The sequence below is a fragment of the Streptomyces sp. Root431 genome (genome assembly GCF_001426585.1).
GTDB classification, from domain to species: domain Bacteria; phylum Actinomycetota; class Actinomycetes; order Streptomycetales; family Streptomycetaceae; genus Streptomyces; species Streptomyces stackebrandtii.
Window position 1 is genome coordinate 166,703 of record NZ_LMEI01000006.1, and the last position, 24,110, is coordinate 190,812.

Sequence of the window (24,110 nt, forward strand, 5' to 3'; positions counted from 1 at the left end):
CGGTTCACCTCCGTCCCATGATCAGCCAGAGGGGAGAGGATCGCTCGATGTCGGAACGTGGAACCAGTGCTACTGGGAGGCTCGCCCATGGGCGGACGCTCACACCTTTCGATAGTCGGAATGAAGAACCATAGTAAAGGACGGGCAAAGCGGGGTGGTGGTCAGCCGTGAAGCGGCTTCACCCATCGTCGCCAGCGCTCCTCGCGCTCGTACCCGGCCGCCGCCCACAGCCGGCGGCCCGTCTCGTTCGCCTCCAGGACCATCGCGTCCGCACGCCGGCCGCCGAGCGCGGCGAACCGTTCCTCCGCCGCGCGCAGCAGCGCCGTCGAGATGCCCCGCCGACGGTGGGAGGGCAGCACGGCGAGCCGGTAGAGGGAGGCGCGCCAGCCGTCCCAGCCGGCGATCACGGACCCCACGATCAGACCGTCGGCCAGCGCGAGGATGAGCGCCTCCGGATCCCGCTCGACGAGCCGGGTCACCCCGTGCACGTCGTCCGAGATGGACGTCCCCTCGGCGGACTCCTTCCAGAAGGCCAGGACGGCCTCGGCCTCGTCGGGCAGGGCGGCGCGTATCTGCAGATCGATCATGGCCGGATCCCATCACGCGGGCCCGAGCCCGTGCCAGGGAGTTCCGGCGGGTGGGACACGCCGCTCACCGCCGGGCCACACCCAGCACGCACGGCGAGCTCGGCAGGCGCGGTCCGCTCTCCGGGATGTCGAAGGAGCGGTACGGGCCGAGGGCGAAGCCCGCCGCCCCGATCTCCGCGAGCGCGTCCCGCGAGGTGTGGCAGCCGCCGAAGAGCAGCGGCCAGACCGTACGGTCCAGGCCCCGTTGTACGCGCGCGAGCCCGGGTGTCCCCGCCGCCACGTGCTCGAAGAAGCGGAGCTCGCCGCCGGGGCGCAGGACGCGCCGCGCCTCCGCGAGGGCCTGCGGCACGCTCCGTACCGTGCAGAGCACCAGCGAGGCCACGGCCGCGTCGAAGACGCCGTCCTCGGCCGGCAGCGCCTCCGCCGTGCCGGTCCGCACGGTCACCGGGACGGCCGCCCGCCGCGCGGCCTCCTCGGCGAGCCGCCGCAGGCGGGGTTCCGGTTCGACGGCCACGACCTCGGTGACCGAGGCCGGGTAGTGCGCGAAGTTCAGCCCGTTCCCGGCGCCGATCTCGATCACCCGGCCGGTGAGCCCGGAGAGCAGCTCCGCGCGCAGGGCCGCGAGCCCGCCGCGCGTGTCGGCCGAGACGCTGACGCGGGCGTAGAAGCGCGCGAAGAGTGGGTGGTGGACGCGGGGCGCCGGGGGAGTCGGAGGGGTCATCGGTCGCCCCTCACCCGGTCACGAAGCAGAACTCGTTGCCCTCCGGGTCCCGCATGACCTGGAAGGAGCCCTGCTCGTCCGTGACGAGGTCGCCGACGCGGACCGCCCCCGAAGGACCGGCCTCGGTGGCGGCCCGGTCCGGGTCCGCCACCTCCAGGTCGAGATGGACGCGGTTCTTCACCGACTTGCCCTCCGGCACGCGCTGGAAGGCGAGGCGGACGAACTCCGGCGGATCGACGTACGACCAGTCACCGGAGCGGTCGACCGGATCACCGCCGAGGAGCCCCGCCCAGAAACGGACGAGGGCGGCCGGATCGGCACAGTCGAAGACGATCTCCTGAACGTGAGCGCGCATGCGCCCAGCGTACGGAGTCGGACACGGATCAGCCGGGCAGATCCGCCCCGAAGTCCGCCGTGAACTCCGCCGTGAAGTCCGACGTGAACGTCTTCGCGTCCCACGTCCCGCCGAGCGCCGGCGCCAGCCAGCCGCCCGCCGCCGCGCGGAACTCCGCCGGGCCGAGCGCGCCCGAACCCTCCGGTACGGCCCCGAGCAGCGGCGCGCCCGCCGACTCCGGCAGGTCCGCCAGGTTGCAGCGGGCCGCCAGGTCCGGCGCGGCCGGCCAGCTGCCGACCACGACGCCGAGCTGTTCGATGCCGCGTGCCGCCAGCGCCTCGGCCGTCAGCGTCGTCGAGTTGAGCGTCCCGAGCCCCGCCGGGACCACGCACAGGACCGGAGCGCCGAGCAGCGCCGCCGCGTCCGCGAGCGTGCCGCCCTCCTCGTCGAAGCGGACGAGCAGCCCGCCCGCCCCCTCCACGAGCACCAGGTCGTGCTCGGCGGCCAGGGCACGGGCCGCCTCGGCGACCTGGAGGGGCCCGACCGGGGCGAGTCCGGCCCGCCGGGCGGCCGTGCCCGGAGCCAGCGGCTCCGGGAAACGCCCCAGCTCGACCGAGGCCGCGGCGCCCGAGAGCCGGACCACCTCGTCCGCGTCCCCCGTCTCGTCCGGCCCGACCCCGGTCTGCGCGGGCTTCAGGACCGCGACGGACCGACCCGCGGCCGTGGCCACGGCGGCCACCGCCGCGGTCACGACCGTCTTGCCGATCTCCGTGCCCGTACCGCTGACGACGATGATTCCCACTGCTGTCCTCGCTCTTCCGACTTCCGATCAGCCCGCGGCCGCAGCCGCGCGTACCGCGGCGCAGATCCGGGCCAGGTCCTCGTCGCCCGTCACGTACGGCGGCATCGTGTAGATGAGGTCGCGGAACGGGCGCACCCACACGCCCTCCCGGACCGCGGCCCGCGTCGCCGCCGCCATGTCGACCGGGTGGTCGAGCTGGACGACACCGATCGCGCCGAGCACCCGCACCTCGCGGACGCCGGGCAGCTCGGCGGCGGGGGCGAGCCCCTCGCGCAGTCCCGCCTCGATCCGCTTCACCTCGACCTGCCAGTCCTGCGAGAGCAGCAGGTCGATCGAGGCGCAGGCCACCGCCGACGCGAGCGGGTTGCCCATGAAGGTCGGCCCGTGCGCCAGGACCGGGACCTCGCCCTGGGAGATGCCGTCGGCGACCCGGCTCGTGCAGAGCGTCGCCGCCATCGACAGATAACCGCCGGTCAGCGCCTTGCCCAGGCACATGACATCGGGGGAGACCCCCACCTGGTCCGCGGCGAACAGCGTGCCCGTCCGCCCGAAGCCGGTCGCGATCTCGTCGAAGACGAGCAGCACGTCGTGCGCGTCGCAGGCCTCCCGCAGCACCGTCAGGTACGCCGGGTCGTGGAAGCGCATCCCGCCCGCGCCCTGCACCACCGGCTCCACGATCACCGCGGCCAGCTCGTGCGCGTGCTTCCCGATCTCGGTCCGCAGGAGCTCCGCGTACGACTCCTCGTAGCTCGCCGGAGGGGCGTCCACGAACACCTGCGGCTGGAGGACGCCGGTCCACAGCTCGTGCATCCCGCCGTCGGGGTCACACACGGACATGGGCTGCCAGGTGTCCCCGTGGTATCCGCCGCGCCAGGTGAACATCCGCTGCTTCTCGGGGCGGCCCAGGGAGCGCCAGTACTGCAGGCACATCTTGACCGCGACTTCGACGGAGACGGAGCCCGAGTCGGAGAGGAAGACGTGCCGCAGCGGCTCGGGGGTGATCTCGACGAGCTTCGCGGCGAGCCGGACGGCCGGCTCGTGGGTGAGCCCGCCGAACATGACGTGGCTCATCCGGTCGAGCTGGCCGCGCACGGCGTCGTTGAGCACCGGGTGGTTGTAGCCGTGGATCGCCGACCACCAGGAGGACATGCCGTCGATCAACTCGGCCCGGCCCTCCGAGGGTTCGGCGAGCCGCAGGCGTACGCCGGACGCGGACTCGACGACCAGCGGGTCCGTACGGCCCGGCATGGGGCCGTACGGATGCCAGACGTGCGCCCGGTCCAGGGCGATCAGTTCGTCGTTGCGCACGGACGTCACGCGTTCGGCGCGAGGTCCGTGCCGGCGCCCCGGCGGCGCACGGCGACCAGGTCGGTCCGCGCCTGGTTCGCCGCGGCCTCGGCGGGCTCCGCGGGCTCGGGCACCGCGTGGCCGCCGCAGGGACCGCAGCCGCCCGCGTGCGAACCGCAGCCCGCGCCCTCCGCCGCGTCGTGCGAGCCGCAGCCCGCCGACGCCTGCGAACCGCAGCCGCCCGCCGCGACCGCACCCGCCGCCGCGAGCGCGTCCGCCCGGTGCGCGGGCAGCGTCGTCGTGCCCGCGCCCTCCACCTCGAAGCCCGCGTCCGCGATCATGTCGAGGTCGGCCTGGCCCGCCTGGCCCTCGCTCGTCAGGTAGTCGCCGAGGAAGATCGAGTTCGCGATGTTCAGCGCCACCGGCTGCATCGAGCGCAGGTGCACCTCACGGCCGCCCGCGATCCGGACCTCGACGTCGGGGCAGACGAACCGCACCATCGCGAGGATCCGCAGACAGCGCTGCGGGGTGAGGTTCCACTCCTTGGCGAGCGGCGTGCCCTCGAAGGGGATGAGGAAGTTGACCGGCACCGAGTCCGAGTCCAGCTCGCGCAGCGCGTAGACGACGTCGACGAGGTCCTCGTCGGTCTCGCCCATGCCCGCGATCAGACCCGAGCAGGCCGACAGACCGGCGGCGTGCGCCTTCTGCACGGTGTCGACGCGGTCCGCGTAGGTGTGGGTCTTGGTGATTCCCTCGTACGTCGCCTCGGACGTGTTGAGGTTGTGGTTGTACGCGTCGGCGCCGGCCTCCCGCAGCCGCTCCGCCTGACCGTCCGAGAGGAGACCGAGGCAGGCGCACACCTCGACGCCCTCGTTCTGCTCCTTGATCGCCTCGATGGTCCTGCCGACGCGCTCGACGTCCCGGTCCGTCGGACCGCGGCCGCTCGCGACGAGGCAGACCCGCTTGGCCCCGCCCGCGACACCCGCCGCGGCGGCCTGGGAGGCCTCGTCCGGCTTCAGCCACGTGTACTTGAGGATCTCGGCCTTGGAGCCGAGCCGCTGCGAGCAGTACGAGCAGTCCTCGGGGCACAGCCCCGACTTGAGGTTGACGAGGTAGTTGAGCTTCACCCGCCGCCCGAACCACTGACGGCGCACCTTGCCGGCCGCCGCCACCACATCGAGCAGCTCGTCGTCGGACGTCGCCAGTACGGCGAGCGCTTCTTCACGGGTCGGCAGCTCGCGCCGCAGCCCCTTCTCCACCAGCGTGTTCAGCAGGTCCATAAGCGCTGATCCTTGCCTACCGCCCACCCCCTGGCCAAGGAGGATCCGAACAAACGCCCCCGAACGAGGTGTGTGGATGACCACATCCCGACCTCCGCATACTCCGGTTAGGGTCTGTGCGCTGCCTACAAAAGGATCGCCGCATGCCACAGGCCGACGACGCCAGGGCCGAGGGCCCGCGCCGGACCGCGTTCGACTGGACCGACGCCGAGGCGCGCCGCCGGGCGGAGGCCGGTCTCGTCCGTACGCTGCGGCCCCGGGCGGCCGAGTCGGAGCTCCTCGACCTGGCGAGCAACGACTACCTCGGACTCACCCGCCGGCCGGAGGTCACCGAGGCGGCGGCCGAGGCGGCCAGGCGCTGGGGCGCCGGCGCCACGGGCTCGCGGCTCGTCACCGGAACGACCCGGCTGCACACCCGGCTCGAACGCGAACTCGCCGAGTTCTGCGGCTTCGAGGCGGCCCTCGTCCTCTCCTCCGGCTACGCCGCCAACCTGGCCGCGCTCACGGCCCTCGGCGGCCGGGACTCGCTGATCGTGTCGGACGCCTCCAACCACGCCTCGATCGTGGACGGCTGCCGGCTCGCGCGCGCGGAGACGGCCGTCGTGCCGCACGCCGACCCCGAGTCCGTTCGCAAGACCCTGGAGGCGCGGCCGGAGCTCCGGGCGCTCGTGGTCAGCGACTCCGTCTTCTCCGTCGACGGCGACAAGGCGCCGCTGCCCGAGCTCGCCGACGCCTGCCGCGCGCACGGCGCCGGGCTCGTCGTCGACGACGCCCACGGCTTCGGCGTCCTCGGCGACGGCGGCCGGGGCGCCCTGCACGAGGCCGGCCTCGCGGGCGACGAGGACGTCGTCGCCACGCTCACGCTCTCCAAGTCCCTGGGCAGCCAGGGCGGTGCGGTCCTCGGCCCGGCCCGGGTCGTCGAGCACCTGGTGAACACGGCCCGCACCTTCATCTTCGACACCGGGCTCGCCCCGGCCGCCGCCGGCGGTGCGCTCGCGAGCCTGCGGCTGATCGCCGCCGAACCGGTGCTCGCCGGCCGTGCGCGGACCGTCGCCACCACCCTGTACGAACTCCTCACGGCGGCCGGACTGACCGCCGCGCGGCCGGACGCGGCCGTCGTCTCGGTGCGCGCTCCCTCACCGGAGGCGGCGCTGCGCTGGGCGGCCGACTGCCGTGCACAGGGTCTTGCCGTCGGGTGCTTCCGGCCCCCGTCCGTGCCGGACGGCATCTCGCGGCTGCGGCTCACGGCCCGCGCGGACCTGACGGACGCCGAGCTCCAGCGGGCGGTGGACACGATCCTGCGGACCGCGCCCGCCGCAGGCTGACCCCGCCGCCGACCGCCGCCGCCGGCCGACGCCGCCGATTCCGCTGCCCAAGAGCGTGTGTGGGTAGCAGAGTTCACCGCTTCGGGCGATAGATGCGCACATATCGTGGTGGAACGCCGTACGGGGCGGCACGATCGGAGCCTCTGACGCGAAGCGCAATCCGGGGTGGTGTCCCCGGCGGGAAAGGGACAGCGCCGCCATGGCAGACCATCAGGAAGCATCCGTCACTCTGCCGAGCGATCCCGCCTCGGTCCCCACGGCACGGCGATACGTCGCGGAGGTCCTGGGGGACTGGGGGCTGGACGGCGCCACGGAGATCGCGGACTCGATCCGGCTGATCGTGTCGGAACTGGCCACGAACGCCGTCCAGCACACTTTCGGGCAGTCGCCCACCTTCACGGTCGACCTCCGGCTCGAGCGGGAGGAGCGCCTGCACATCGGCGTGACCGACAGTCATCCCCGCTGGCCCCGCCGCCTTCCGGCGGCGGTCCAGCAGGACAACGGGCGGGGCATGGTCATCATCCGGGTCCTCGCGGCGGAGGCCGGTGGCCGTCTCTCGGTCACGCCGACCCAGGAGGGCGGCAAGACGGTCTGGATCACCCTGCCGTGGACGATGGCCCCGGTGTAGGGGTGCGGCGGCGCCACCGCATCCCTCATCGGAGGTCAGCGCCCGGGGTCCGTCACCGGACGCGGCCGTAGTAGACCTTCGACGACCAGATCTTGTCGAGCTTCACCCAGGAGCCCGTCTTGGGCGAGTGCCAGATCTTGCCGCTGCCGGCGTAGATGCCGACGTGGTAGACCCTCCCACCGGAGTGGAAGAAGACCAGGTCCCCCTTCTGCCGGCTGGCCGAGGAGATGTGCCGGGTCTTGTTGTACTGCTGCTGCGCGGTGCGGGGCAGCGACTTGCCCGCCTTCTTGTACGCGTAGAGCGTCAGACCGGAGCAGTCGAACCGGGTGGGTCCGGTGGATCCGTACCGGTAGGGAGCGCCCTTCTTGGACGCGGCGACGGTCAGTGCCTTGTTCGCGTGTGTCGTCGCCGCCTGGGCCTCCGATGCCGCACCTGGTGCGAACAGCGTGCCGCCGACGGCGGCGAGGGTGAGAGCCGAGACGGCTCCGGCCCGGGACAGCAGGGACGGGACGTGCATCTGCGCGGTCATGCGCAACCCTTCGTCAGCCGCCTGCGAAGGATGACCTGTCGGGTTCGGGCTGGCGAAGATGCCCGGCCGCGGCTGCGGCTTCACCCCAAGGAACGGTCTCGCTGGGACAGCGCGAACGTTCCGTACTGATTGGGTCCTCCACTCCTGCCGATCCACTCCTGTCGACCAGACGTCCGGGACAGCGGCAGGACTCGGCGTCCGCCCGGACCGCCCCGCCGCGGTGGCGGGGGCTTGTCGTCGACAGGGATCTTGACCCACGGCAGGGGCGAAAACCGAGCTGAAACGGCGATATGTGAGGCTCCTCACGACTGATCCGTTCGGGTGGACAGAGACCCTTTGTGATCTTCGGAGGTTTGGCCGACGAGCCGCGTACCAGCGATGGAACGTTCGATTCCGCCAGATGCGTACACCTGTTGCGCAACTCGCCCGCTTCATATGTCGACTCGTCGACTACGCCGAACGGGGGAGGGATTCTGCGGTGCGTGTCGGCCGACCGGACCTCGACACGACACGCGACTATGTCAACTCGCCCGAGTCTGCGGGACGGTGACGCGGCCGGTCCTGCGCTCCCCGTCCAACACCCTTAGGGCGCGCGCCAATGTGTCCGCGTGGACCTCGCTCTCGCCCCGTTTATGCATGAGCGTCAGGGCTTCGCGCAGCGCCTCCGCGCGTCCCACCAGGGCCTGGGCCGCACGCAACGCCCCATAAGTATGCGTGCTCCTGGATGGATTGATCTTCCCCAGGAGGTCGACGACTTCCAGGTAGGCGTCGACGAGTTCACCCTCGGCCCGCGTCAGGGCCGGCAGCGGGGGCAGCTCGGGGACCACGGCCGGTTCACCGGGCCGTGCCGCCGGCGGCAGCGGCGCGCCGGCTCGTGACCACGTGGTCCGCCAGGCCGTACGCGACGGCCGCCGGCGCGTCCAGGACGGTCAGGCGGTCGATGTCGGCGTCGATCCGGTCCCGGTCCTGCCCGGTGTGCTCGGCGAGCATCCCGGCGACCAGCTCGCGCAGTCGCAGCATCTCGCTCGCCTGGAGGTCGAGATCGCTGAGCTGCCCCTGGAGGGGCTCGTCCAGCGTCGGCTGCCGGAGCGTCACCCGGGCGCCGGGCAGGATCAGGCGCTTGCCCGGGGTGCCGGCCGCGAGCAGGACGGCGGCGGTGGAGACGGCCTGGCCCAGGCACGTGGTCTCCACGTCGCAGGAGAGCGACCGCATCGTGTCGTAGATCGACGTCATGGCGCTGATGGAGCCGCCGGGGGAGTTGATGTAGAGCGAGATGTCCTGCCCCGGCGCCGCGTGGTCGAGATAGAGGAACTGGGCGATGGCGTCATTGGCCGAGGTCTCGTCGACCGGCGTGCCGAGGAAGACGATCCGGGACTCGAGGAGCTTCGAGTACGGGTCGAGGGTCCGGGTCCCGAAGCTGGTCCGCTCCGTGAACTCGGGCAGAACGTAGCGAGCGTCCATGGCAGAGAACCTCCGTCGATCTGTCTGTAAAAAATGTACAGGACGTACAGCCCGTAAGATGGGGAGCATGACCTACGAGATCCCGGTGACGCAAGCGAGGGCTGAGCTCGCCGACCTGATCAACCGCGTCGTGTACGGCGGTGAGCGCGTGGTCGTCACCCGCCACGGGAAGCCGCTCGTCGCCCTGGTCTCCGCCGCTGACCTGGAAGCTTTGGAGACGGCGGGCGAGCCGGCGGAGGAGCGCGTGATCAGTTCGGTCTCCACGCTGCGCCCGCTCGACTCCGCCACGGGCGAACAGCGCCGCTTCGGCATCGCCGCCCACCACCGCGACCCCGGCGCCTCCTAGGGCCTGCCCGGCGGATCAGGGCCGGATGGGCCCTGGCCGCCCCGCCTTCCTCGTACGCACAAAAGCCGCGTGCCCCCGTCCGCTACAGCGGGGGCACGCGGCCGTCTTCTGTGGTGCTCGGGCTCAGCCCGCCGGAACGGGAACCCGGACCGGGGCGGTCTCCGGCACCGCGCGACGCCTGCGGGCGCCCAGCAGCGTCGCGGTCAGGCCCGCCGCCGCCCAGAGGGCGAGGACGAGGAGCGGCCCGCCCGCCGCCGCGCCGTCGAAGGAGGAGACGGAGCGGAGTGCCGAACCCCCGGCGCCCGGCGGCAGCCACTGGCCGAGCGTGCCGACCGCGGTCGGCAGCAGCTCCGGCGCGCTCGCCACCCCTGAGAACGGATTGCCGATCAGGACCATCAGGAGGGCTGCCACGCCGAGGCCCGGCTTCCCGAGCAGCGAGGCCAGCCCCGCGAACGTCGCGCCGATCGCCAGGACGGTGAGGCCCAGGGTCCCCGCCTCGGCCCACCAGTTCCCGCCGAGAGCACCGAGCCAGCTGTCGGCGAGCGTCGCCCCGACGAGCCCGGTGAGCGTCGCGGCGCCGGCGAGAGCGGCCACCGCCCGGCCACCGCGCAGGCCGGCGAGGGTCGTGACGACACCCGCCGCCGCCCCGGCCAGAGTGAGCGGCAGCAGGGTCGAGGCGAGTACGGCTCCGCGCGGGTCGCCCGCCGGTGCGGCGACCACGTCCGTGACCGGGACCGTCGTGCCCGCGGGGGCCTGCGCGCTCACGGCCTCGCGCAGGAGTCCGGCCGCCACGGGGCTCGCGGCCGAGGCCGTCAGGAGCTCCGTACCACGCGGGGTCACGACGACCGCTCCGTATACGTCCCGGTCCTCGATGGCCGCGCGGGCCGCGGCGGCGTCCTCGTAGCGGTGTACCTCGAAGGCCCCCTCGTGCCGGGCGAGCCCCTGCTCCACGGCCGCGGCGGCCGCCGCGGGCCCGGCGACGCCGATCGGCAGGTCGCGGGGGGCCGTCCGGGCCGCGGGCCACGCGAACGCGCAGAGGGCGAGGGTCACGACGGCCGGGATGAGCACCATCACCGCGATGGTTCGGCGCCCGAGTCCGATGGCGGTTTCGTCGGTGGCGGCGGACATGGCGTCCTCGATTCAAAGAGAAGGATCGTTCGTTTTTCTTTGATGTCACTCTGCGGCGAGGTCGGGAAGTTGTCAAGAATGAATATTCGTTTTAGCTTCTTCCCATGGCTCGTGTCTCCCAGGAACACCTCGACGCCCGGCGGCGGCAGATCCTCGACGGAGCGGCGCGCTGCTTCGCCCGCAACGGCTTCCACGCGACCTCGATGCAGGACGTGCTGGCCGAGGTGGGCCTGTCGGCGGGCGCGGTCTACCGGTACTTCCGCGGCAAGGACGACCTCATCGCGGCCATCGCCGCCGAGGCGTTCGACCGCATTCGCGGGGCGTTCGAGGAGGCCTCGAAGGCGACGCCGCCGCCCACGCCCGACGTCCTGCTCGGTGCGGTGATCCGGGTCTTCCTGGAGGAGCGGATCGCGGGGGCCGACCGGCAGGCCTTCGCGCGCCTGATCATCCAGGTGTGGGCGGAGACGGTGCGCGACGAGGAACTGGCGAAGACCCTCTCCGGGCTCTTCGGCGGGATGCGCGCCGCTTGGACGGAGCTCGTCATCGTCTACCGCGAGACCGGCCTCCTGCCTGCCGACGTCCCCGCCGACCACATGGCTCGCACGCTCATCGCCGTCGCCCAGGGATTCATCGCCCAGCAGGCGCTCTTCGGGGACGTGGACGTGGAGATCCTGGAGGACGGGCTCAGGGGGCTGATGTCCATGTCCGTCGATCCGGTCTGATGATCATGGAAACGCAAAGCCGGAGTTAACGAGCCGGAAAAACTTCCGCCCTAACGTGCAATGTCTGGCCGCCGACCGCTTCTCCGCAGCTCAACAAGGTGTTGACGCTGGGTAGGGTCCGCAGCTGTCCGGGTCCCGTCCCGGTCGACGACTGTGAGGTGGAAGAGTGCAACTGAGCCCGCACGAACAGGAACGCCTGCTCGTTCATGTCGCCGCCGACGTGGCGGAGAAGCGCCGGGCGCGGGGTGTGAGGCTCAATCACCCCGAGGCCGTCGCCCTGATCACCTCGCACATCCTGGAGGGCGCCCGCGACGGCCGCACGGTCGCGGAGCTCATGGCCTCCGGGCGCAAAGTGCTCTCCCGCGCGGACGTCATGGACGGCATCCCCGAGATGATCCACGACGTCCAGGTCGAGGCGACCTTCCCGGACGGCACCAAGCTCGTCACCGTCCACGACCCCATCGTCTGACCGGGGGAGTGCCGATGATCCCCGGAGAGATCCTGTACGCGGAGGACCCCGTCGCCCTCAACGAGGGGCGCCCCGTCACTCGCGTGACCGTGCTCAACGCCGCCGACCGGCCCGTCCAGGTCGGCTCCCACTACCACTTCGCCGAGGTCAACCCCGGCCTGGAGTTCGACCGCGCCGCCGCGCGCGGGCAGCGGCTCCACATCGCCGCCGGGACCGCCGTCCGCTTCGAACCCGGCATCCCCGTCGAGGTCGAGCTCGTCCCGATCGCCGGCCGCCGGATCGTCCCCGGCCTGCGCGGCGAGACGGCGGGTCCCCTCGACGCCGATGCCGCCGGGGCCACCGCCGATGCCCCCGTGGTCACTGCCGACGCCGCCGGGGCCACCGCCACCGCCGCCGGGTTCGCCGGCCCGAACGGAGGCCCCCGTGCCTGACCTGCACCGCGCCGTCTACGCCGATCTCTTCGGCCCCACGACAGGCGACCGCATCCGGCTCGCCGACACCGACCTCCTCGTCGAGATCGAGCAGGACCGCTCCGGAGGCCCAGGCCGCGCCGGCGATGAGGCCGTCTTCGGCGGCGGCAAGGTCGTCCGCGAGTCCATGGGCCAGGCGCGCACCACCCGCGCCGAGGGCGCCCCCGACACCGTGATCACCGGAGCCGTGATCATCGACCACTGGGGCGTCGTCAAGGCCGACATCGGCATCCGCGACGGCCGGATCACCGGCATCGGCAAGGCCGGCAACCCCGACACCATGGACGGCGTCCACCCCGACCTCGTGATCGGCCCCGAGACCGAGATCATCGTCGGCAACGGCCGGATCGTCACCGCGGGCGCCGTCGACACCCACGTCCACTTCATCTCCCCGACCGTCGTCGAGCAGGCGCTCGCCACCGGCGTCACCACGCTCGTCGGCGGCGGCACCGGACCGGCCGAGGGCACCAAGGCGACCACCATCACGCCCGGCCCGTGGCACCTGGCCCGGATGTTCGAGGCCCTGGACACCTTCCCCGTGAACATCGGTCTGCTCGGCAAGGGCAACACCATGTCCCGGGAGGCCATGCACTCCCAACTCCGCGGCGGCGCCCTCGGATTCAAGATCCACGAGGACTGGGGCGCCACCCCGGCCGTCATCGACGCCTGTCTGGGCGTCTGCGAGGAGACCGGCGCCCAGCTCGCCATCCACACGGACACCCTGAACGAAGCGGGCTTCGTCGACGACACCCTCGCCGCCATCGCCGGCCGGACCGTCCACGCGTACCACACGGAGGGCGCCGGCGGCGGGCACGCCCCCGACATCATCACGGTCGTCTCCGAGCCGTACATACTGCCCAGCTCGACCAACCCGACCCGCCCGCACACCGTCAACACCATCGAGGAACACCTCGACATGCTGATGGTCTGCCACCACCTCAACCCGGCCGTCCCCGAGGACCTCGCCTTCGCCGAGTCCCGCATCCGGCCCTCCACGATCGCCGCGGAGGACGTCCTCCACGACCTGGGCGCCATCTCGATCATCTCCTCCGACGCCCAGGCCATGGGCCGCGTCGGCGAGGTGATCATGCGGACCTGGCAGACCGCCCACGTCATGAAGAAGCGGCGCGGCGCCCTGCCCGGCGACGGCCGCGCCGACAACCACCGGGCCCGCCGCTACGTCGCCAAGTACACGATCAACCCGGCCGTCGCCCAGGGCATGGACCACCTCATCGGCTCGGTCGAGACCGGCAAGCTCGCCGACCTCGTGCTCTGGGAGCCCGCCTTCTTCGGCGTGAAGCCCCTCGTCGTCGTCAAGGGCGGCCAGATCGCGTACGCGCAGATGGGCGACGCCAACGCCTCCATCCCCACCCCCCAGCCCGTCCTGCCCCGGCCGATGTTCGGCGCGCTCGGCAGGGCTGCCGCGGCCGGCTCCGTCAACTTCACCGCCCGCGCGGCGATCGAGGACGACCTGCCCCAGCGGCTCGGCCTGCACAAGGAGTTCGTCGCCATCGGCGACACCCGGCGGGTGACCAAGGCCGACATGCGGGAGAACGACGCCCTGCCGCGGGTCGAGGTCGACGCCGACACCTTCTCGGTGACCATCGACGGCGACCCGGTGGAGCCGGCACCCGCCGCCGAACTCCCCATGGCCCAGCGTTACTTCCTCTTCTGACGGGGCCTCCGATGACGTCACGCTCCGCCCTGCTCGTGCTCGCCGACGGGCGCTTCCCCGCCGGCGGGCACGCCCACTCCGGCGGCGCGGAGGCCGCCGTCAAGGCCGGCCGCATCAAGGACGCGGCCGGTCTGGAGGCCTTCTGCCGCGGCCGGCTCCACACCACCGGCCTCACCTCGGCGGGCCTGGCCGCGGCCGCCGCCCACGGACTCGACCCGTACGAGCTCGACGCCGCCGCCGACGCCCGTACGCCCTCGCCCGCGCTGCGCGCCGCCGCCCGCAGGCTGGGCCGCCAGCTCATGCGGGCCGCCCGCGCCGCCTGGCCGAGCCCCGAACTCGACGCGCTCGCGGCGGCCTTCCCGCGCGGCGCCCATCAGCCCGTCGTCCTCGGCACCACCGCCCGGGCCGCCGGACTCGGACCCGAGGACGCCGCCCACTGCGTCGCGTACGAGACGGTCGGCGGCCCCGCCACCGCCGCCGTACGCCTCCTCAGCCTCGACCCCTACCAGGCGACCGCCGTCCTCGCCCGCCTCGCACCCGACATGGACCGCGTCGCCGCACGCGCGGCCGCCGCCGCCCGCCAGGGCGTCGACGCGCTGCCGGCCGCCTCCGCGCCGCTGCTCGACCTCACCGCCGAACAGCACGCGACCTGGCCCGTCCGCCTCTTCGCCTCCTGACCCGAACCACCCTCAAGGGAGCCGCCCCATGCACCTCGACCACGGCCACACCCACCACACCGCGGTCTCCGCCGATGCCCACCGCCCCGACGGCACCCGCCGCGCCCTGCGCATCGGCCTCGGCGGACCGGTCGGCTCCGGCAAGACCGCCACCGTCGCCGCCCTCTGCCGGGCCCTGCGGGACACCCTCTCGATCGCCGTCGTCACCAACGACATCTACACCCGCGAGGACGCCGAGTTCCTCCTCCGCAACGCCGTCCTGCCGCCCGAGCGCATCCAGGCCGTGGAGACCGGCGCCTGCCCGCACACCGCCATCCGCGACGACATCTCCGCCAACCTCGAAGCCGTCGAGGAGCTGGAGGAGACCGTCGGCCCGCTCGACCTCATCCTGGTCGAGTCCGGCGGCGACAACCTCACCGCCACCTTCTCCAAGGGGCTCGTCGACGCCCAGGTGTTCGTCATCGACGTCGCCGGCGGCGACGACATCCCCCGCAAGGGCGGCCCCGGCGTCACCACCGCCGACCTCCTCGTCGTCAACAAGACCGACCTCGCCCCCTACGTCGGTTCCGACCTTGACCGGATGGCCCGCGACGCGAAGGAGCAGCGCGGCGAACTGCCCGTCGCCTTCACGTCCCTGCGCGCCGAGAACGGCGTCGGGCCCGTCGCCGACTGGGTCCGCGGCCGGCTCGACGCGTGGACCGCGGCCGGGGCGCGGACCGCGTGAGCCTGCGCGCCACCGCACGGATCGCGGCCGCGGCCGACGGCGGGCTGCCGCTCCTGGAGAGCGACGGCCCCCTCGCCCTGCGCCGCACCAGGGCCGCCGCCGGCTGGACCCGGGTCACCGTCGTCGGGGCGATGAGCGCCCCGCTCGGCGGTGACCGGCTCGCGATCGAGACCGACGTACGGGACGGGGCCCGGCTCCTCGTGGACTCCGCCGCCGCCACCCTCGCCCTGCCGGGCCGGAGCGCCGAGCCCGCCACGTACGACCTCGGGATCGCCGTGGGGGAGGAGGGCGTCCTGCGCTGGCTGCCCGAGCAGCTCGTCTCCGCGCACGGCTCGGACCTGCGGATGCGCACCACCGTCGAGCTCGCCCCCACGGCCCGGCTCGTCCTCCGTGAGGAGCAGATCCTCGGCCGGCACGGCGAACGGCCCGGCACCCTCGTCACCCGCCTCACCGTCCGCCGCGCCGGGCGCCCCCTGCTCGACCAGGAGCTGGCGTACGGCCCCGGGGCCCCCGGCGGCTGGGACGGCGGCGCGGTCCTCGGCGGCCACCGCGCCACCGGTCAACTACTGGTCGTCGATCCCGACTTCACGGACAAACCGGTGGAAGCCCGACTCCTCGGCGAGCAGGCCGTCATCGCCCCGCTCGCCGGGCCCGCGGCCCTCGTCACCGCCGTCGCCCCCGACGCCCTCGCACTCCGCCGCCTCCTCGACGCGGCTCTGTCCGAACTCGCCCCGCTCTGAGGCGAATCCGAGGCGCGTCCGGAGCGATTCCGCAGCGAACGCGGAAGATCACCGCTCAGCGGTACACCGTTCACCGGTTATTGGTTCGGCAAAGAAACAGGTGTACGCCCTTACCTCGCGAGCCCCCCGAGGGACAAGATCGCACGGACAACCCGACACACGGGGCTGCCACGGGGGCAGCGCCCACCCTGGGGGAGACACATGCGACGTACGGCAATGCTCGGTTCGGCCGGCACTCTGATAGCGGGCACGCTTGTCGTGGGCGCGCTCACGGCTCCGGCGGCCAGCGCCGACAGCGGCCGGCAGCTGCGCGACGCGGAGGCGATCGGCGTCGCCGTCGCCGCGGCCCGCGCCGCCCAGACGGGCATCGACTGGCAGGACTGCCCGGCCGACTGGGGCCTGGAGAAGCCGATCCAGTGCGGTTTCGTCACCGTCCCGGTCGACTACGCCAAGCCCAACGGCAAGAAGATCAAGATCGCGGTCGACCGCATCAACGCCACCGGCACCCCCGCCGAGCGCCAGGGCGCCCTGCTCTACAACCCGGGCGGCCCCGGCGGCTCCGGCCTCCGCTTCCCGCGCCGCGTCACCACCAAGAACGCGATCTGGGCGAACACCGCCAAGGCCTACGACTTCGTGGGCTTCGACCCCCGCGGCGTCGGCAAGTCCGCCCCCATCTCCTGCGTCGACCCGACAGAGTTCGTCAAGGGCCCCAAGCTCGACCCGGTCCCCGACACCGAGGCCGACAAGCTCGCGCAGCGCAAGCTCGCCGCCGAGTACGCCAAGGGCTGCGCCGAGAAGAGCGGCGACATGCTGCCCTTCATGACCACCCGCAACACCGCGCGCGACCTCGACGTCGTCCGTGCCGCCCTCGGCGAGAAGAAGCTCAACTTCGTCGGCGTCTCCTACGGCACCTACCTCGGCGCGGTCTACGGCACGCTGTTCCCGACGCACGTCCGCCGCATGGTCCTGGACAGCGTCGTGAACCCGTCGAAGCGCTCGATCTGGTACGGCGCCAACCTCGGCCAGGACATCGCCTTCGAGGGCCGCCTGACGGACTGGATGACCTGGGTCGCCCAGAACGACGCCACCTACCACCTCGGCGACACCCTGGCGGAGGTCCGGCAGCAGTGGGACACCCTGCGCGCCGCCGCCAAGAAGGAGCCCCTCGGCGGCAAGGTCGGCCCGGCCGAGCTCATCGGCTTCTTCCAGAACGCCCCGTACTACGACTCCATGTGGGCCCCGGTCGCCGAGGCCTGGAGCGCGTACGCCGCCGGTGACCCGCAGCCGCTGATCGACTCGGCCGCCGCGGACCTCACGGACACCGCGGGCAACGCCGCGTCGGAGAACGGCAACGCCGTCTACACCGCCGTCGAGTGCGCCGACGCCCCCTGGCCGACCAGCTGGAAGAAGTGGGACCGGGACAACTCCCGCCTCCACGAGAAGTACCCGTTCATGACCTGGTCCAACGCCTGGATGAACCTGCCCTGCGCCACCTGGTCCGCCCCGCGCCAGCGCCCGACCGACGTGAAGACCAACAAGGGTCTGCCGCCGGTGCTCATCGCCCAGTCCGAGCGCGACGCCGCCACGCCGTACGAGGGCGCGGTCGAGCTGCACAAGCGCTTCAAGGGCTCGCGCCTGATCACGGAGAAGGACGCCGGCTCGCACGGCATCACCGGTCTGCTCAACCCGTGCATCAACACCAAGGTCGAGGCCTACCTGCTCAGCGGCAAGCTGGACGCGACGGACCAGACGTGCGCACCGCACGCCACCCCGAAGCCGTAACAGCCTTCGCGCAGCGATGAGGAGAGGGGCGGCCGCCCGACGGCCGCCCCTCTTCCCTCGTTCGGCCGCCCTCTTCCCCCGTACGTCACCCCGTACGTCAGCGCCTCTCTCCCCGTGCGTCAGCCCCGGGCCTTCAGCCAGACGTCCTCCGCCGCGTAGTCGAACAGGTCCACGCCGTACTTCGCGAGACCCGTGAAGGCCTCCCGCCACTCCCGGTCGCCCAGGTGCGCGGTCAGCCACTCCACCGTCTCCGGGAGCGTCTCGGCGTACGACACCACCGGCCGGTAGCCCAACTCCCGCTCGGCCGCCGTCATGTCGTAGACGACGGGGTGTGGCGCGGTCCACGGAGTGGACCCCACCGTGCCCTCCGGCGCCCCCTCCATGAGGATCGTCTCGCTGCGCACGCCCATGACCGCGTCGATCGCCGCACCGATCTCCGCCACCGTCGGCGCCTCCGGGTCGCCGCCGTTGAGCACCCGGCTGCCCGGGTTCGCCGCCGCGAGCCGGACCAGCTCCGCGAGGTTGTCCACGTGCACCGGGTGGAACCGCGAGGTGCCGCCGTACGCGAGGACGCGCACCGGCCGCCCGTCGAGCGCCCGCTTGACGAACCACAGCTCGCGCGGACCCGGGCTGTACGGACCGTGGATCGCGCCCGCGCGCAGGAGCGTCGTCGGCAGCGCGTCGCCCGCCGCCAGCAGCTCCCGCTCCAGGGCGATCTTCCGCGTGCTGTACGTCGTGTCGCCGGGCGCGACCGTCCGCCACTCTTCCGCCGTGGGCACCGGGAAGGCGGGGAAGCCGTCGGGCCGGTCCTGGGTGTCGAAGCTGCGGCCCTGCGCGTCCTCGTAGACGGCGCCGCTCGACACCACCACCGCCGAACCGATCCGGTCGGCGAGACCGGTCAGCTGCCTGCCGTGCGCGCCGTCGTACGCGACGATGTCGACGAGCACGTCACAGCCCTCGCCGAGCCCCGCCGCCAGCGCCCCCTCCTCGGTCCGGTCGAGCCGCACCGACCGGACCTCGTCCGGCCACCTCTCGTCCCTGACGCCACGCCGCGAAGCGGCCGTCACCTCCCAGCCGTCCGCGACGAGCGCCCGCACGGCCGCCCGCCCCACCTGTCCCGATGCACCCAGTACGAACGCGTTTCCCTTGGTCATGATCTCGACGCTAGGGCCGAACGGGACGCCGGCCCAGGGGTTTGCGCCGTGCGCGGATCCGCCCTCAGCGTTCCCGTCGGCGGAACTTTCGGGCGGGTACGTCGTTCCCCGCCTCCGCCGCCTTCACGACCGCCGCGTACTCGTCCACGTACTCCTGCCCGGAGAGCCGCAGGATCTCGTACATGATCTCGTCGGTCACCGCGCGGACCACTGCCCGCTCGCCCGCCGACCCCGCGAAGCGGGAGAAGTCCAGCGGTGCCCCGAAACGGATCGTGACCCGCCGGATCCGCGGCACGACCTTCCCCGGCGGCTGGATCTCGAACGTGCCGACCATCGCGCACGGCACCACCGGCACCCCGGCGGTCAGCGCCATCACCGCCACCCCCACCTTGCCCTTGTAGAGCCTCCCGTCATGGGAGCGCGTCCCCTCGGGATAGATGCCGAGCAGCTCGCCCTTGTCCAGGACGCCGAGCCCCTCGCGGATCGCCGCCTGCCCGGCCTCCTTCCCCGACCGGTCCACCGGGATCTGCCCGGCGGCCCGGAAGAAGGCCGCCGTCAGCCGGCCCTTGAGGCCCGGACCCGTGAAGTACTCCTGTTTGGCGAGGAAGGTGATCCGCCGGTCGAGCACGACCGGCATCAGGAAGTGGTCGGAGAAGGAGAGGTGATTGCCCGCGACGATCGCCGCGCCCTCCGCCGGGACGTGCTCAAGACCCTCGATCCGCGGCCGGAAGAGCAGCCTGAGCAGCGGACCCAGCAGTACGTGCTTCATCAGGTGGTAGAACACCCGCGACCCCCGTTCGTCGTTCGTCACTGCCCGTTGTATCGGCGCGCGGGCCCGTGGTCCACTGGTGGGGGAGCGTCATCATGACGGGCGACCGAGGGACCAGGCGTCCCGGCCGCGCCCTCACCGCGCTGCTCTGCGCGCTGACGGCGGCCGGTCTGTACGGCTGCTCCGACCCGGGCACGCGGGAGCCGAGCCCCACCCCGACGCCCCCACCGGCCACGACGGCCCCGGCACCCACCACCACGGCCCCCGCGCCCACCAAGCCCGCCCCTCGCTCACCGCTCACCGGGCTCCCCGCGCGGCCCGCCCCCGTCGTCGCCGTGAAGATCGACAACGTGGCCGCGGCCCGCCCCCACACGGGTCTCGGCGCCGCCGACATCGTCTACGTCGAACAGGTCGAGGGCGGCGTGACCCGGCTCCTGGCCGTCTACTCCTCGCGGCTCCCCGAGCTCACCGGCCCTGTGCGCAGCGCCCGCGAGTCCGACATCTCGCTCCTCGCCCCCTTCGGCAGGCCGGTGCTCGGCTACTCGGGCGCGCAGTCCGCCCTGAACCCCCTCCTGAACGCCGCCCCGCTGCACCTCGTCACCGAGTCCACCGCGCCGGGCGCCTTCCGGCGCTCCCCGGACCGGGCCGCCCCGCACAACCTCTACCTCCGCCCGGAGCGCGCCCTCGCCACCGACCCCGGAGCCCCGAACGCCCAGGACATCGGCTTCCGCTTCGGGCCCGCGCCGACCGGCGGCACCGCGGTCGACTCCTCGACCGTCCGCTTCCCCGCCGCCCGCTACACCTTCACCTGGTCCGCCGCCGACCGCGCCTGGCGCGTGGCGATGGACGGCCGCGAGGCCCGCGCCACGGACAGCGGACCCCTCACTCCGGAGACGGTCGTCGTCCAGCGCGTCACGATCCGCCCGTCCCGCTTCCAGGACCGGTTCGGCGCGGTCTCCCCGTACACCGAGACGACCGGCAGCGGCACCGCCGTCGTCCTGCGCGACGGCCGCTCGTACGAGGCACGCTGGTCCCGGCCCTCGGCCACGGCGGACACCACCTTCACCACCCCGAGCGGGGCGCCCCTCCCCTTGGCCCCGGGACAGACCTGGGTCGTCCTCGCCCCGCGCGCATAGCGATCAGGGCGGCGAGTGGGCAGTGGCGCAGGGCCGTGCCATCAAGACCGTGTCATCAAGACCGTGCCGTCAAGGCCGTGCCGTCAGGGCCGGCCGTCAGGGCTGTGTCGGACCCGGGCGGGGCGGTGGGCGCCGGCGGCGGCGTGGGGCGGCCGGCACCGTGCTGTCCGCGGCCGCCATCCCGATCGTGGCCACCACCAGCACCACCAGACCGAACCAGAGCCAGCCGCTGCTGCCGAGCGCTACCGTGTAGGTCGTCGTCAGCACCAGTGCCGCGCCGGTGAGCGCCGCCATCGTCTTCGTGGGACCGGACATCGATCCGCCTCCTCCCGGCCGGGGCCGCGGAAGTCGTCGTCCCCATCGTGACCCCGGAAGGGGGGCGTGCGCTACTCCCGGGGAGCGGGCTTCGTCACCGGCCCCGGGCCTGGAGCGAGGCCAGGTAGGCGTTGTACGCCTCCAGGTCCTTGTCCCCGTTCCGGTCGGCGGCCCGGTCCATGCGGACCGCTTGCCGCTGCTCGGAGTGGTACCACTGGTAGACCAGCGCGATCAGCACCAGCACGGACGGGATCTCGCTGAACGCCCAGGCGATGCCGCCCGCCGCGTTCTGGTCGGCGAGGGCGTCGATCCCCAGCGAGGCGGGCGGGCTCTGGTAAGCCTTCACCATCGGCTCGCTGGCCATCATCAGCGCGATGCCGAAGAACGCGTGGAACGGCATGCCCGCGAACAGCTCCAGCATCCGCATCACGTACCCCGGCCGGTGCGGACCCGGGTCCACGCCCATGATCGGCCAGAAGAAGACCACGCCGACCATCAGGAAGTGCACCATCATCCCGATGTGCCCGGGCTTGGACTCCATCAGGAAGTCGAACAGCGGCGTGAAGTACAGCGCGTACAGGCTCGCGATGAACATCGGGATCGTGAAGCCGGGGTGCGTGATCACCTTCATGTACCGGCTGTGCAGCAGCTTCAGGAGCAGCTCGCGCGGCCCCGTCGCCCCCCGGCCCGCCACCGGCAGCGCCCGCAGCGCCAGCGTCACCGGCGCGCCGAGCAGCAGCAGGATCGGCGACAGCATGGAGATCACCATGTGCTGCACCATGTGCACGCTGAACATGACCATGCCGTAGTCGTTGAGCTTGGTGCACATCACCAGGGCGATGGTCAGGACGCCGACGACGAAGAACACCGTCCGGCTCACCGGCCACGCGTCACCGCGCCGCCGCAGCCGCGCCACACCCCAGCCGTACAGACCGAGCCCCGCGAGGCAGCCGATCAGGAAGAACAGGTCGGGAGAGAACTCCAGGCCACGCCCCAGCGTGAACGGCGGCAGATCCGTGGTCATGCCGTGCCCGCTGTGATCCATCTGAGTACTCCTGGAGCCCGATTCGCGCTTGTTGTCCGCACCAGACTAGAACCGCCCCCGGCCGCGACTGCGACCGGGGGCGGTTCTCACCTCGTGGCGTGGATCAGAGGACGCACTCGGCCTCGGCGTAGCGGTCCTCGGGGACCGTCTTCAGGGACTCGACGGCCTGCGCCAGCGGGACCATGACGATGTCCGTGCCGCGCAGCGCGGTGAGCATGCCGAACTCGCCGCGGTGCGCCGCTTCCACCGCGTGCCAGCCGAAGCGGGTGGCGAGGACGCGGTCGTACGCGGTCGGGGTGCCGCCGCGCTGGACGTGGCCGAGGATGACCGGGCGGGCCTCCTTGCCGAGGCGCCGCTCCAGCTCCACGGAGAGCTGGTTCGCTATGCCGGTGAACCGCTCGTGGCCGTAGATGTCCGTGCCCGCGGACTTGAAGTCCATCGAGCCCTCGCGCGGCTTCGCGCCCTCGGCGACGACCACGATCGCGAACCGCTTGCCGGCCTCGAAGCGCTCGCCGACCCGGGAGGTCAGCTCGTCGATGTCGAAGGGGCGCTCCGGGACGACGACGGCGTGTGCACCGGCGGCCATGCCGGAGTGCAGCGCGATCCACCCGGTGTGGCGGCCCATGACCTCGACGACGAGGACCCGCTGGTGCGACTCGGCTGTCGTCTTCAGCCGGTCGAGGGCCTCGGTGGCGACGGTGACGGCCGTGTCGAAGCCGAAGGTGACGTCGGTGGAGGCGATGTCGTTGTCGATGGTCTTCGGGACCCCGACGATCGGCAGGCCCGCCTCGGAGAGGAGGTTCGCCGCCTTCAGGGTGCCCTCGCCGCCGATCGGGATGATGGCGTCCAGGCCCAGGTCCGCGACGTGGCCGCGGGCGGTCTCGACGCCGCCGACCAGGTGCGCGGGCTGGACCCGGGAGGAGCCGAGGATGGTGCCGCCGCGGGCGAGTATGCCGCCCACCGCGTCGAGGTCGAGCTTGCGGTAGTCACACTCCAGCAGGCCCTTCCACCCGTCGTGGAAGCCGATGACCTCGTCACCGTGGTCGACGACGGCGCGGTGCACGACGGAACGGATGACGGCATTCAGACCGGGGCAGTCTCCGCCGGAGGTGAGCACACCAATGCGCATAGCCCAAAAACCTTTGCAACGTGGGCCGACTCCCGGACCACGTCGTCCGGCTGGATCCCCGCCACCCTATCGGTGCAGGGTGGCGGGGCCGAAACGGATGTCCGCACAGTGGACACCGTACGTTCGTACGAGCCCGTGAGGGTGCGTCAGGCGGGCTGCGTGGCCGCCGCGATGCGCTCGGCGCGCAGCGCCTCGTACCACCGGTCGTCGGTCGGCGGCAGCGCGTTCACATCGAGGGCCAGCTTCAGGAGCAGGTCCGCGATCTGCGGGTTCCGGGCCATGACGGGGCCGTGCATGTACGTACCGAAGACGGTGTCGTTGTACGCGCCCTCGGTGCCGTCGCCGGTGCCGTTGCCGTTGCCGAAGACGGTCCGGGCGAACGGCCGGGCCGTCGGGCCGAGGTGGGTGATGCCCTGGTGGTTCTCGAAACCGGTGAGCTGGGGCAGGCCGAGGCGCGGGTCGATGTCCGCGAGGACGTCGCCGACGCACCGGGCGCCCTCGCCGCGGGTCGAGATCACGTCGATCAGACCGAGACCGGCCTCGCGCTCGCCGAGGTCGTTGATGAACTCGTGGCCCAGGATCTGGTAACCGGCGCAGACCGAGAAGATGATCGCGCCGTTGGACGCGGCCCGGCTGAGGCCGCCGTCCCGCCGGAGCCGCTCGGCCGCGAGCCGCTGCGGGCGGTCCTCACCGCCGCCGATCAGGTAGATGTCGCCGGAGGTCGGCACCGGCTGGTCGCTGCGGACGTCGACGCGCTCGACGTGGAGTCCGCGCTGCTCGGCGCGGCGCTGGACGACGAGGACGTTGCCCTGGTCGCCGTAGGTGCTGAGCAGGTCCGGGTAGACCCAGACCAGGCGCAGGCTGCTGTCAGTCAT

The 24,110-nt window shown here is 72.6% G+C and carries 27 protein-coding genes, 1 pseudogene and 1 riboswitch; of the genes and pseudogenes, 12 read left to right on the top strand and 16 right to left on the bottom strand.

What is annotated here, in order from left to right; translation table 11 throughout:
• Positions 1-161: 161 nt before the first annotated feature.
• The 6 genes from ASC82_RS05220 to bioB form a co-directional block, all read right to left on the bottom strand.
• Positions 162-587, bottom strand: a complete 426-nt coding sequence (locus ASC82_RS05220; protein ID WP_056642224.1) for a GNAT family N-acetyltransferase — start codon at positions 585-587, stop codon at positions 162-164.
• 64 nt (positions 588-651) lie between these two features.
• Entirely contained in the window at positions 652-1,308 is a 657-nt protein-coding gene (locus ASC82_RS05225) for a class I SAM-dependent methyltransferase (protein ID WP_056642227.1), read from the bottom strand.
• A 10-nt stretch (positions 1,309-1,318) separates the two neighbouring features.
• On the bottom strand, positions 1,319-1,663 hold the full coding sequence (locus tag ASC82_RS05230) for a VOC family protein (RefSeq protein ID WP_056642231.1): 345 nt from the start codon (positions 1,661-1,663) through the stop codon (positions 1,319-1,321).
• Positions 1,664-1,691: 28 nt separating this feature from the next.
• Positions 1,692-2,444: a dethiobiotin synthase gene (bioD, locus tag ASC82_RS05235; RefSeq protein WP_056642234.1), complete on the bottom strand. Its 753-nt coding sequence runs from the start codon at positions 2,442-2,444 to the stop codon at positions 1,692-1,694.
• A gap of 27 nt (positions 2,445-2,471) precedes the next feature.
• The gene (locus ASC82_RS05240) at positions 2,472-3,752 is read right to left on the bottom strand and encodes an adenosylmethionine--8-amino-7-oxononanoate transaminase (RefSeq protein WP_199862483.1); all 1,281 of its coding nucleotides are present in this window, start codon (positions 3,750-3,752) and stop codon (positions 2,472-2,474) included.
• A gap of 5 nt (positions 3,753-3,757) precedes the next feature.
• A complete protein-coding gene (gene bioB, locus ASC82_RS05245) occupies positions 3,758-5,011 on the bottom strand; it encodes a biotin synthase BioB (RefSeq protein WP_056642237.1) in 1,254 nt (417 codons plus the stop codon).
• 143 nt (positions 5,012-5,154) lie between these two features.
• On the opposite strand from bioB, the gene ASC82_RS05250 reads away from it, so the two are divergent.
• Together ASC82_RS05250 and ASC82_RS05255 are read left to right on the top strand one after the other, a co-directional pair.
• Positions 5,155-6,336, top strand: a complete 1,182-nt coding sequence (locus ASC82_RS05250) for an 8-amino-7-oxononanoate synthase (RefSeq protein ID WP_056642240.1) — start codon at positions 5,155-5,157, stop codon at positions 6,334-6,336.
• A 199-nt stretch (positions 6,337-6,535) separates the two neighbouring features.
• Positions 6,536-6,964, top strand: coding sequence for an ATP-binding protein (locus tag ASC82_RS05255; protein WP_056642243.1), 429 nt, complete (start codon positions 6,536-6,538; stop codon positions 6,962-6,964).
• A 52-nt stretch (positions 6,965-7,016) separates the two neighbouring features.
• Here the strand turns inward: ASC82_RS05255 and ASC82_RS05260 are convergent, their stop codons facing one another.
• From ASC82_RS05260 to ASC82_RS05270, 3 genes are all read right to left on the bottom strand, one after another.
• Positions 7,017-7,493, bottom strand: a complete 477-nt coding sequence (locus tag ASC82_RS05260; RefSeq protein WP_056642245.1) for a C40 family peptidase — start codon at positions 7,491-7,493, stop codon at positions 7,017-7,019.
• Between the two features lie 3 nt (positions 7,494-7,496).
• A riboswitch (cyclic di-AMP (ydaO/yuaA leader) is annotated at positions 7,497-7,700 on the bottom strand.
• 314 nt (positions 7,701-8,014) lie between these two features.
• Positions 8,015-8,320 carry a hypothetical protein gene (locus ASC82_RS30930; RefSeq protein ID WP_056642248.1) on the bottom strand — a complete coding sequence of 102 codons (306 nt, stop codon included), beginning with the start codon at positions 8,318-8,320 and terminating at the stop codon, positions 8,015-8,017.
• A 7-nt stretch (positions 8,321-8,327) separates the two neighbouring features.
• Positions 8,328-8,954, bottom strand: a complete 627-nt coding sequence (locus ASC82_RS05270) for an ATP-dependent Clp protease proteolytic subunit (protein ID WP_056642251.1) — start codon at positions 8,952-8,954, stop codon at positions 8,328-8,330.
• A gap of 67 nt (positions 8,955-9,021) precedes the next feature.
• Between ASC82_RS05270 and ASC82_RS05275 the strand changes: the two genes are divergently transcribed.
• Positions 9,022-9,300, top strand: a complete 279-nt coding sequence (locus ASC82_RS05275) for a type II toxin-antitoxin system Phd/YefM family antitoxin (protein ID WP_024755736.1) — start codon at positions 9,022-9,024, stop codon at positions 9,298-9,300.
• A gap of 123 nt (positions 9,301-9,423) precedes the next feature.
• On the opposite strand, the gene ASC82_RS05280 is transcribed toward ASC82_RS05275, so the two are convergent.
• On the bottom strand, positions 9,424-10,428 hold the full coding sequence (locus ASC82_RS05280; RefSeq protein ID WP_056642253.1) for a hypothetical protein: 1,005 nt from the start codon (positions 10,426-10,428) through the stop codon (positions 9,424-9,426).
• Positions 10,429-10,532: 104 nt separating this feature from the next.
• On the opposite strand from ASC82_RS05280, the gene ASC82_RS05285 reads away from it, so the two are divergent.
• The 8 genes and pseudogenes from ASC82_RS05285 to ASC82_RS05320 all read left to right on the top strand — a co-directional run bounded on the left by ASC82_RS05285 (position 10,533) and on the right by ASC82_RS05320 (position 17,687).
• Positions 10,533-11,150, top strand: coding sequence for a TetR/AcrR family transcriptional regulator (locus ASC82_RS05285; protein ID WP_056642256.1), 618 nt, complete (start codon positions 10,533-10,535; stop codon positions 11,148-11,150).
• A 166-nt stretch (positions 11,151-11,316) separates the two neighbouring features.
• Complete coding sequence (locus ASC82_RS05290; RefSeq protein WP_024755733.1) at positions 11,317-11,619, top strand: urease subunit gamma; 303 nt, start codon at positions 11,317-11,319, stop codon at positions 11,617-11,619.
• 14 nt (positions 11,620-11,633) lie between these two features.
• A pseudogene (locus tag ASC82_RS05295) lies at positions 11,634-11,942 on the top strand (urease subunit beta); the annotation flags it as partial.
• Between the two features lie 100 nt (positions 11,943-12,042).
• Positions 12,043-13,764 (top strand): urease subunit alpha, encoded by a 1,722-nt coding sequence (locus ASC82_RS05300; protein ID WP_056642259.1) that lies wholly within the window; start codon positions 12,043-12,045, stop codon positions 13,762-13,764.
• An 11-nt stretch (positions 13,765-13,775) separates the two neighbouring features.
• Positions 13,776-14,441: an urease accessory UreF family protein gene (locus ASC82_RS05305; protein WP_056642262.1), complete on the top strand. Its 666-nt coding sequence runs from the start codon at positions 13,776-13,778 to the stop codon at positions 14,439-14,441.
• 28 nt (positions 14,442-14,469) lie between these two features.
• The gene (ureG, locus tag ASC82_RS05310) at positions 14,470-15,165 is read left to right on the top strand and encodes an urease accessory protein UreG (protein WP_056642266.1); all 696 of its coding nucleotides are present in this window, start codon (positions 14,470-14,472) and stop codon (positions 15,163-15,165) included.
• Positions 15,162-15,905: an urease accessory protein UreD gene (locus tag ASC82_RS05315; RefSeq protein ID WP_056643273.1), complete on the top strand. Its 744-nt coding sequence runs from the start codon at positions 15,162-15,164 to the stop codon at positions 15,903-15,905. The genes ureG and ASC82_RS05315 overlap by 4 nt, the downstream gene beginning before the upstream one ends.
• A gap of 201 nt (positions 15,906-16,106) precedes the next feature.
• On the top strand, positions 16,107-17,687 hold the full coding sequence (locus tag ASC82_RS05320) for an alpha/beta hydrolase (RefSeq protein ID WP_079039058.1): 1,581 nt from the start codon (positions 16,107-16,109) through the stop codon (positions 17,685-17,687).
• Between the two features lie 119 nt (positions 17,688-17,806).
• Here the strand turns inward: ASC82_RS05320 and ASC82_RS05325 are convergent, their stop codons facing one another.
• Both ASC82_RS05325 and ASC82_RS05330 read right to left on the bottom strand, forming a co-directional pair.
• The gene (locus ASC82_RS05325; protein ID WP_079039059.1) at positions 17,807-18,841 is read right to left on the bottom strand and encodes an NAD-dependent epimerase/dehydratase family protein; all 1,035 of its coding nucleotides are present in this window, start codon (positions 18,839-18,841) and stop codon (positions 17,807-17,809) included.
• A 64-nt stretch (positions 18,842-18,905) separates the two neighbouring features.
• Positions 18,906-19,625: a lysophospholipid acyltransferase family protein gene (locus ASC82_RS05330; protein WP_024755725.1), complete on the bottom strand. Its 720-nt coding sequence runs from the start codon at positions 19,623-19,625 to the stop codon at positions 18,906-18,908.
• Positions 19,626-19,705: 80 nt separating this feature from the next.
• On the opposite strand from ASC82_RS05330, the gene ASC82_RS05335 reads away from it, so the two are divergent.
• Positions 19,706-20,746, top strand: a complete 1,041-nt coding sequence (locus ASC82_RS05335) for a DUF3048 domain-containing protein (RefSeq protein ID WP_056642273.1) — start codon at positions 19,706-19,708, stop codon at positions 20,744-20,746.
• 96 nt (positions 20,747-20,842) lie between these two features.
• On the opposite strand, the gene ASC82_RS05340 is transcribed toward ASC82_RS05335, so the two are convergent.
• The 4 genes from ASC82_RS05340 to ASC82_RS05355 form a co-directional block, all read right to left on the bottom strand.
• Positions 20,843-21,061: a hypothetical protein gene (locus tag ASC82_RS05340; protein WP_056642275.1), complete on the bottom strand. Its 219-nt coding sequence runs from the start codon at positions 21,059-21,061 to the stop codon at positions 20,843-20,845.
• A gap of 94 nt (positions 21,062-21,155) precedes the next feature.
• Positions 21,156-22,106 (bottom strand): cytochrome c oxidase assembly protein, encoded by a 951-nt coding sequence (locus ASC82_RS05345; protein ID WP_056642278.1) that lies wholly within the window; start codon positions 22,104-22,106, stop codon positions 21,156-21,158.
• 103 nt (positions 22,107-22,209) lie between these two features.
• On the bottom strand, positions 22,210-23,235 hold the full coding sequence (locus tag ASC82_RS05350) for a 6-phosphofructokinase (RefSeq protein WP_056642280.1): 1,026 nt from the start codon (positions 23,233-23,235) through the stop codon (positions 22,210-22,212).
• 146 nt (positions 23,236-23,381) lie between these two features.
• Positions 23,382-24,110 (bottom strand): glutamine amidotransferase, encoded by a 729-nt coding sequence (locus tag ASC82_RS05355; RefSeq protein WP_056642283.1) that lies wholly within the window; start codon positions 24,108-24,110, stop codon positions 23,382-23,384.

What these genes read in the sequence shown, in the direction of transcription:
- ASC82_RS05220 (WP_056642224.1), bottom strand. Translation starts at nt 587, where the DNA reads ATGATCGATCTGCAGATACGCGCCGCCCTGCCCGACGAGGCCGAGGCC.
- ASC82_RS05230 (WP_056642231.1), bottom strand. Translation starts at nt 1,663, where the DNA reads ATGCGCGCTCACGTTCAGGAGATCGTCTTCGACTGTGCCGATCCGGCC.
- ASC82_RS05305 (WP_056642262.1), top strand. Translation starts at nt 13,776, where the DNA reads ATGACGTCACGCTCCGCCCTGCTCGTGCTCGCCGACGGGCGCTTCCCC.
- ASC82_RS05275 (WP_024755736.1), top strand. Translation starts at nt 9,022, where the DNA reads ATGACCTACGAGATCCCGGTGACGCAAGCGAGGGCTGAGCTCGCCGAC.
- ASC82_RS05285 (WP_056642256.1), top strand. Translation starts at nt 10,533, where the DNA reads ATGGCTCGTGTCTCCCAGGAACACCTCGACGCCCGGCGGCGGCAGATC.
- bioB (WP_056642237.1), bottom strand. Translation starts at nt 5,011, where the DNA reads ATGGACCTGCTGAACACGCTGGTGGAGAAGGGGCTGCGGCGCGAGCTG.
- ASC82_RS05250 (WP_056642240.1), top strand. Translation starts at nt 5,155, where the DNA reads ATGCCACAGGCCGACGACGCCAGGGCCGAGGGCCCGCGCCGGACCGCG.
- ASC82_RS05345 (WP_056642278.1), bottom strand. Translation starts at nt 22,106, where the DNA reads ATGGATCACAGCGGGCACGGCATGACCACGGATCTGCCGCCGTTCACG.
- ASC82_RS05270 (WP_056642251.1), bottom strand. Translation starts at nt 8,954, where the DNA reads ATGGACGCTCGCTACGTTCTGCCCGAGTTCACGGAGCGGACCAGCTTC.
- ASC82_RS05280 (WP_056642253.1), bottom strand. Translation starts at nt 10,428, where the DNA reads ATGTCCGCCGCCACCGACGAAACCGCCATCGGACTCGGGCGCCGAACC.
- ASC82_RS05225 (WP_056642227.1), bottom strand. Translation starts at nt 1,308, where the DNA reads ATGACCCCTCCGACTCCCCCGGCGCCCCGCGTCCACCACCCACTCTTC.
- ASC82_RS05255 (WP_056642243.1), top strand. Translation starts at nt 6,536, where the DNA reads ATGGCAGACCATCAGGAAGCATCCGTCACTCTGCCGAGCGATCCCGCC.
- ASC82_RS05320 (WP_079039058.1), top strand. Translation starts at nt 16,107, where the DNA reads ATGCGACGTACGGCAATGCTCGGTTCGGCCGGCACTCTGATAGCGGGC.
- ASC82_RS05355 (WP_056642283.1), bottom strand. Translation starts at nt 24,110, where the DNA reads ATGACTGACAGCAGCCTGCGCCTGGTCTGGGTCTACCCGGACCTGCTC.
- ASC82_RS05260 (WP_056642245.1), bottom strand. Translation starts at nt 7,493, where the DNA reads ATGACCGCGCAGATGCACGTCCCGTCCCTGCTGTCCCGGGCCGGAGCC.
- ASC82_RS05350 (WP_056642280.1), bottom strand. Translation starts at nt 23,235, where the DNA reads ATGCGCATTGGTGTGCTCACCTCCGGCGGAGACTGCCCCGGTCTGAAT.
- ASC82_RS05340 (WP_056642275.1), bottom strand. Translation starts at nt 21,061, where the DNA reads ATGTCCGGTCCCACGAAGACGATGGCGGCGCTCACCGGCGCGGCACTG.
- ureG (WP_056642266.1), top strand. Translation starts at nt 14,470, where the DNA reads ATGCACCTCGACCACGGCCACACCCACCACACCGCGGTCTCCGCCGAT.
- ASC82_RS05335 (WP_056642273.1), top strand. Translation starts at nt 19,706, where the DNA reads ATGACGGGCGACCGAGGGACCAGGCGTCCCGGCCGCGCCCTCACCGCG.
- ASC82_RS05325 (WP_079039059.1), bottom strand. Translation starts at nt 18,841, where the DNA reads ATGACCAAGGGAAACGCGTTCGTACTGGGTGCATCGGGACAGGTGGGG.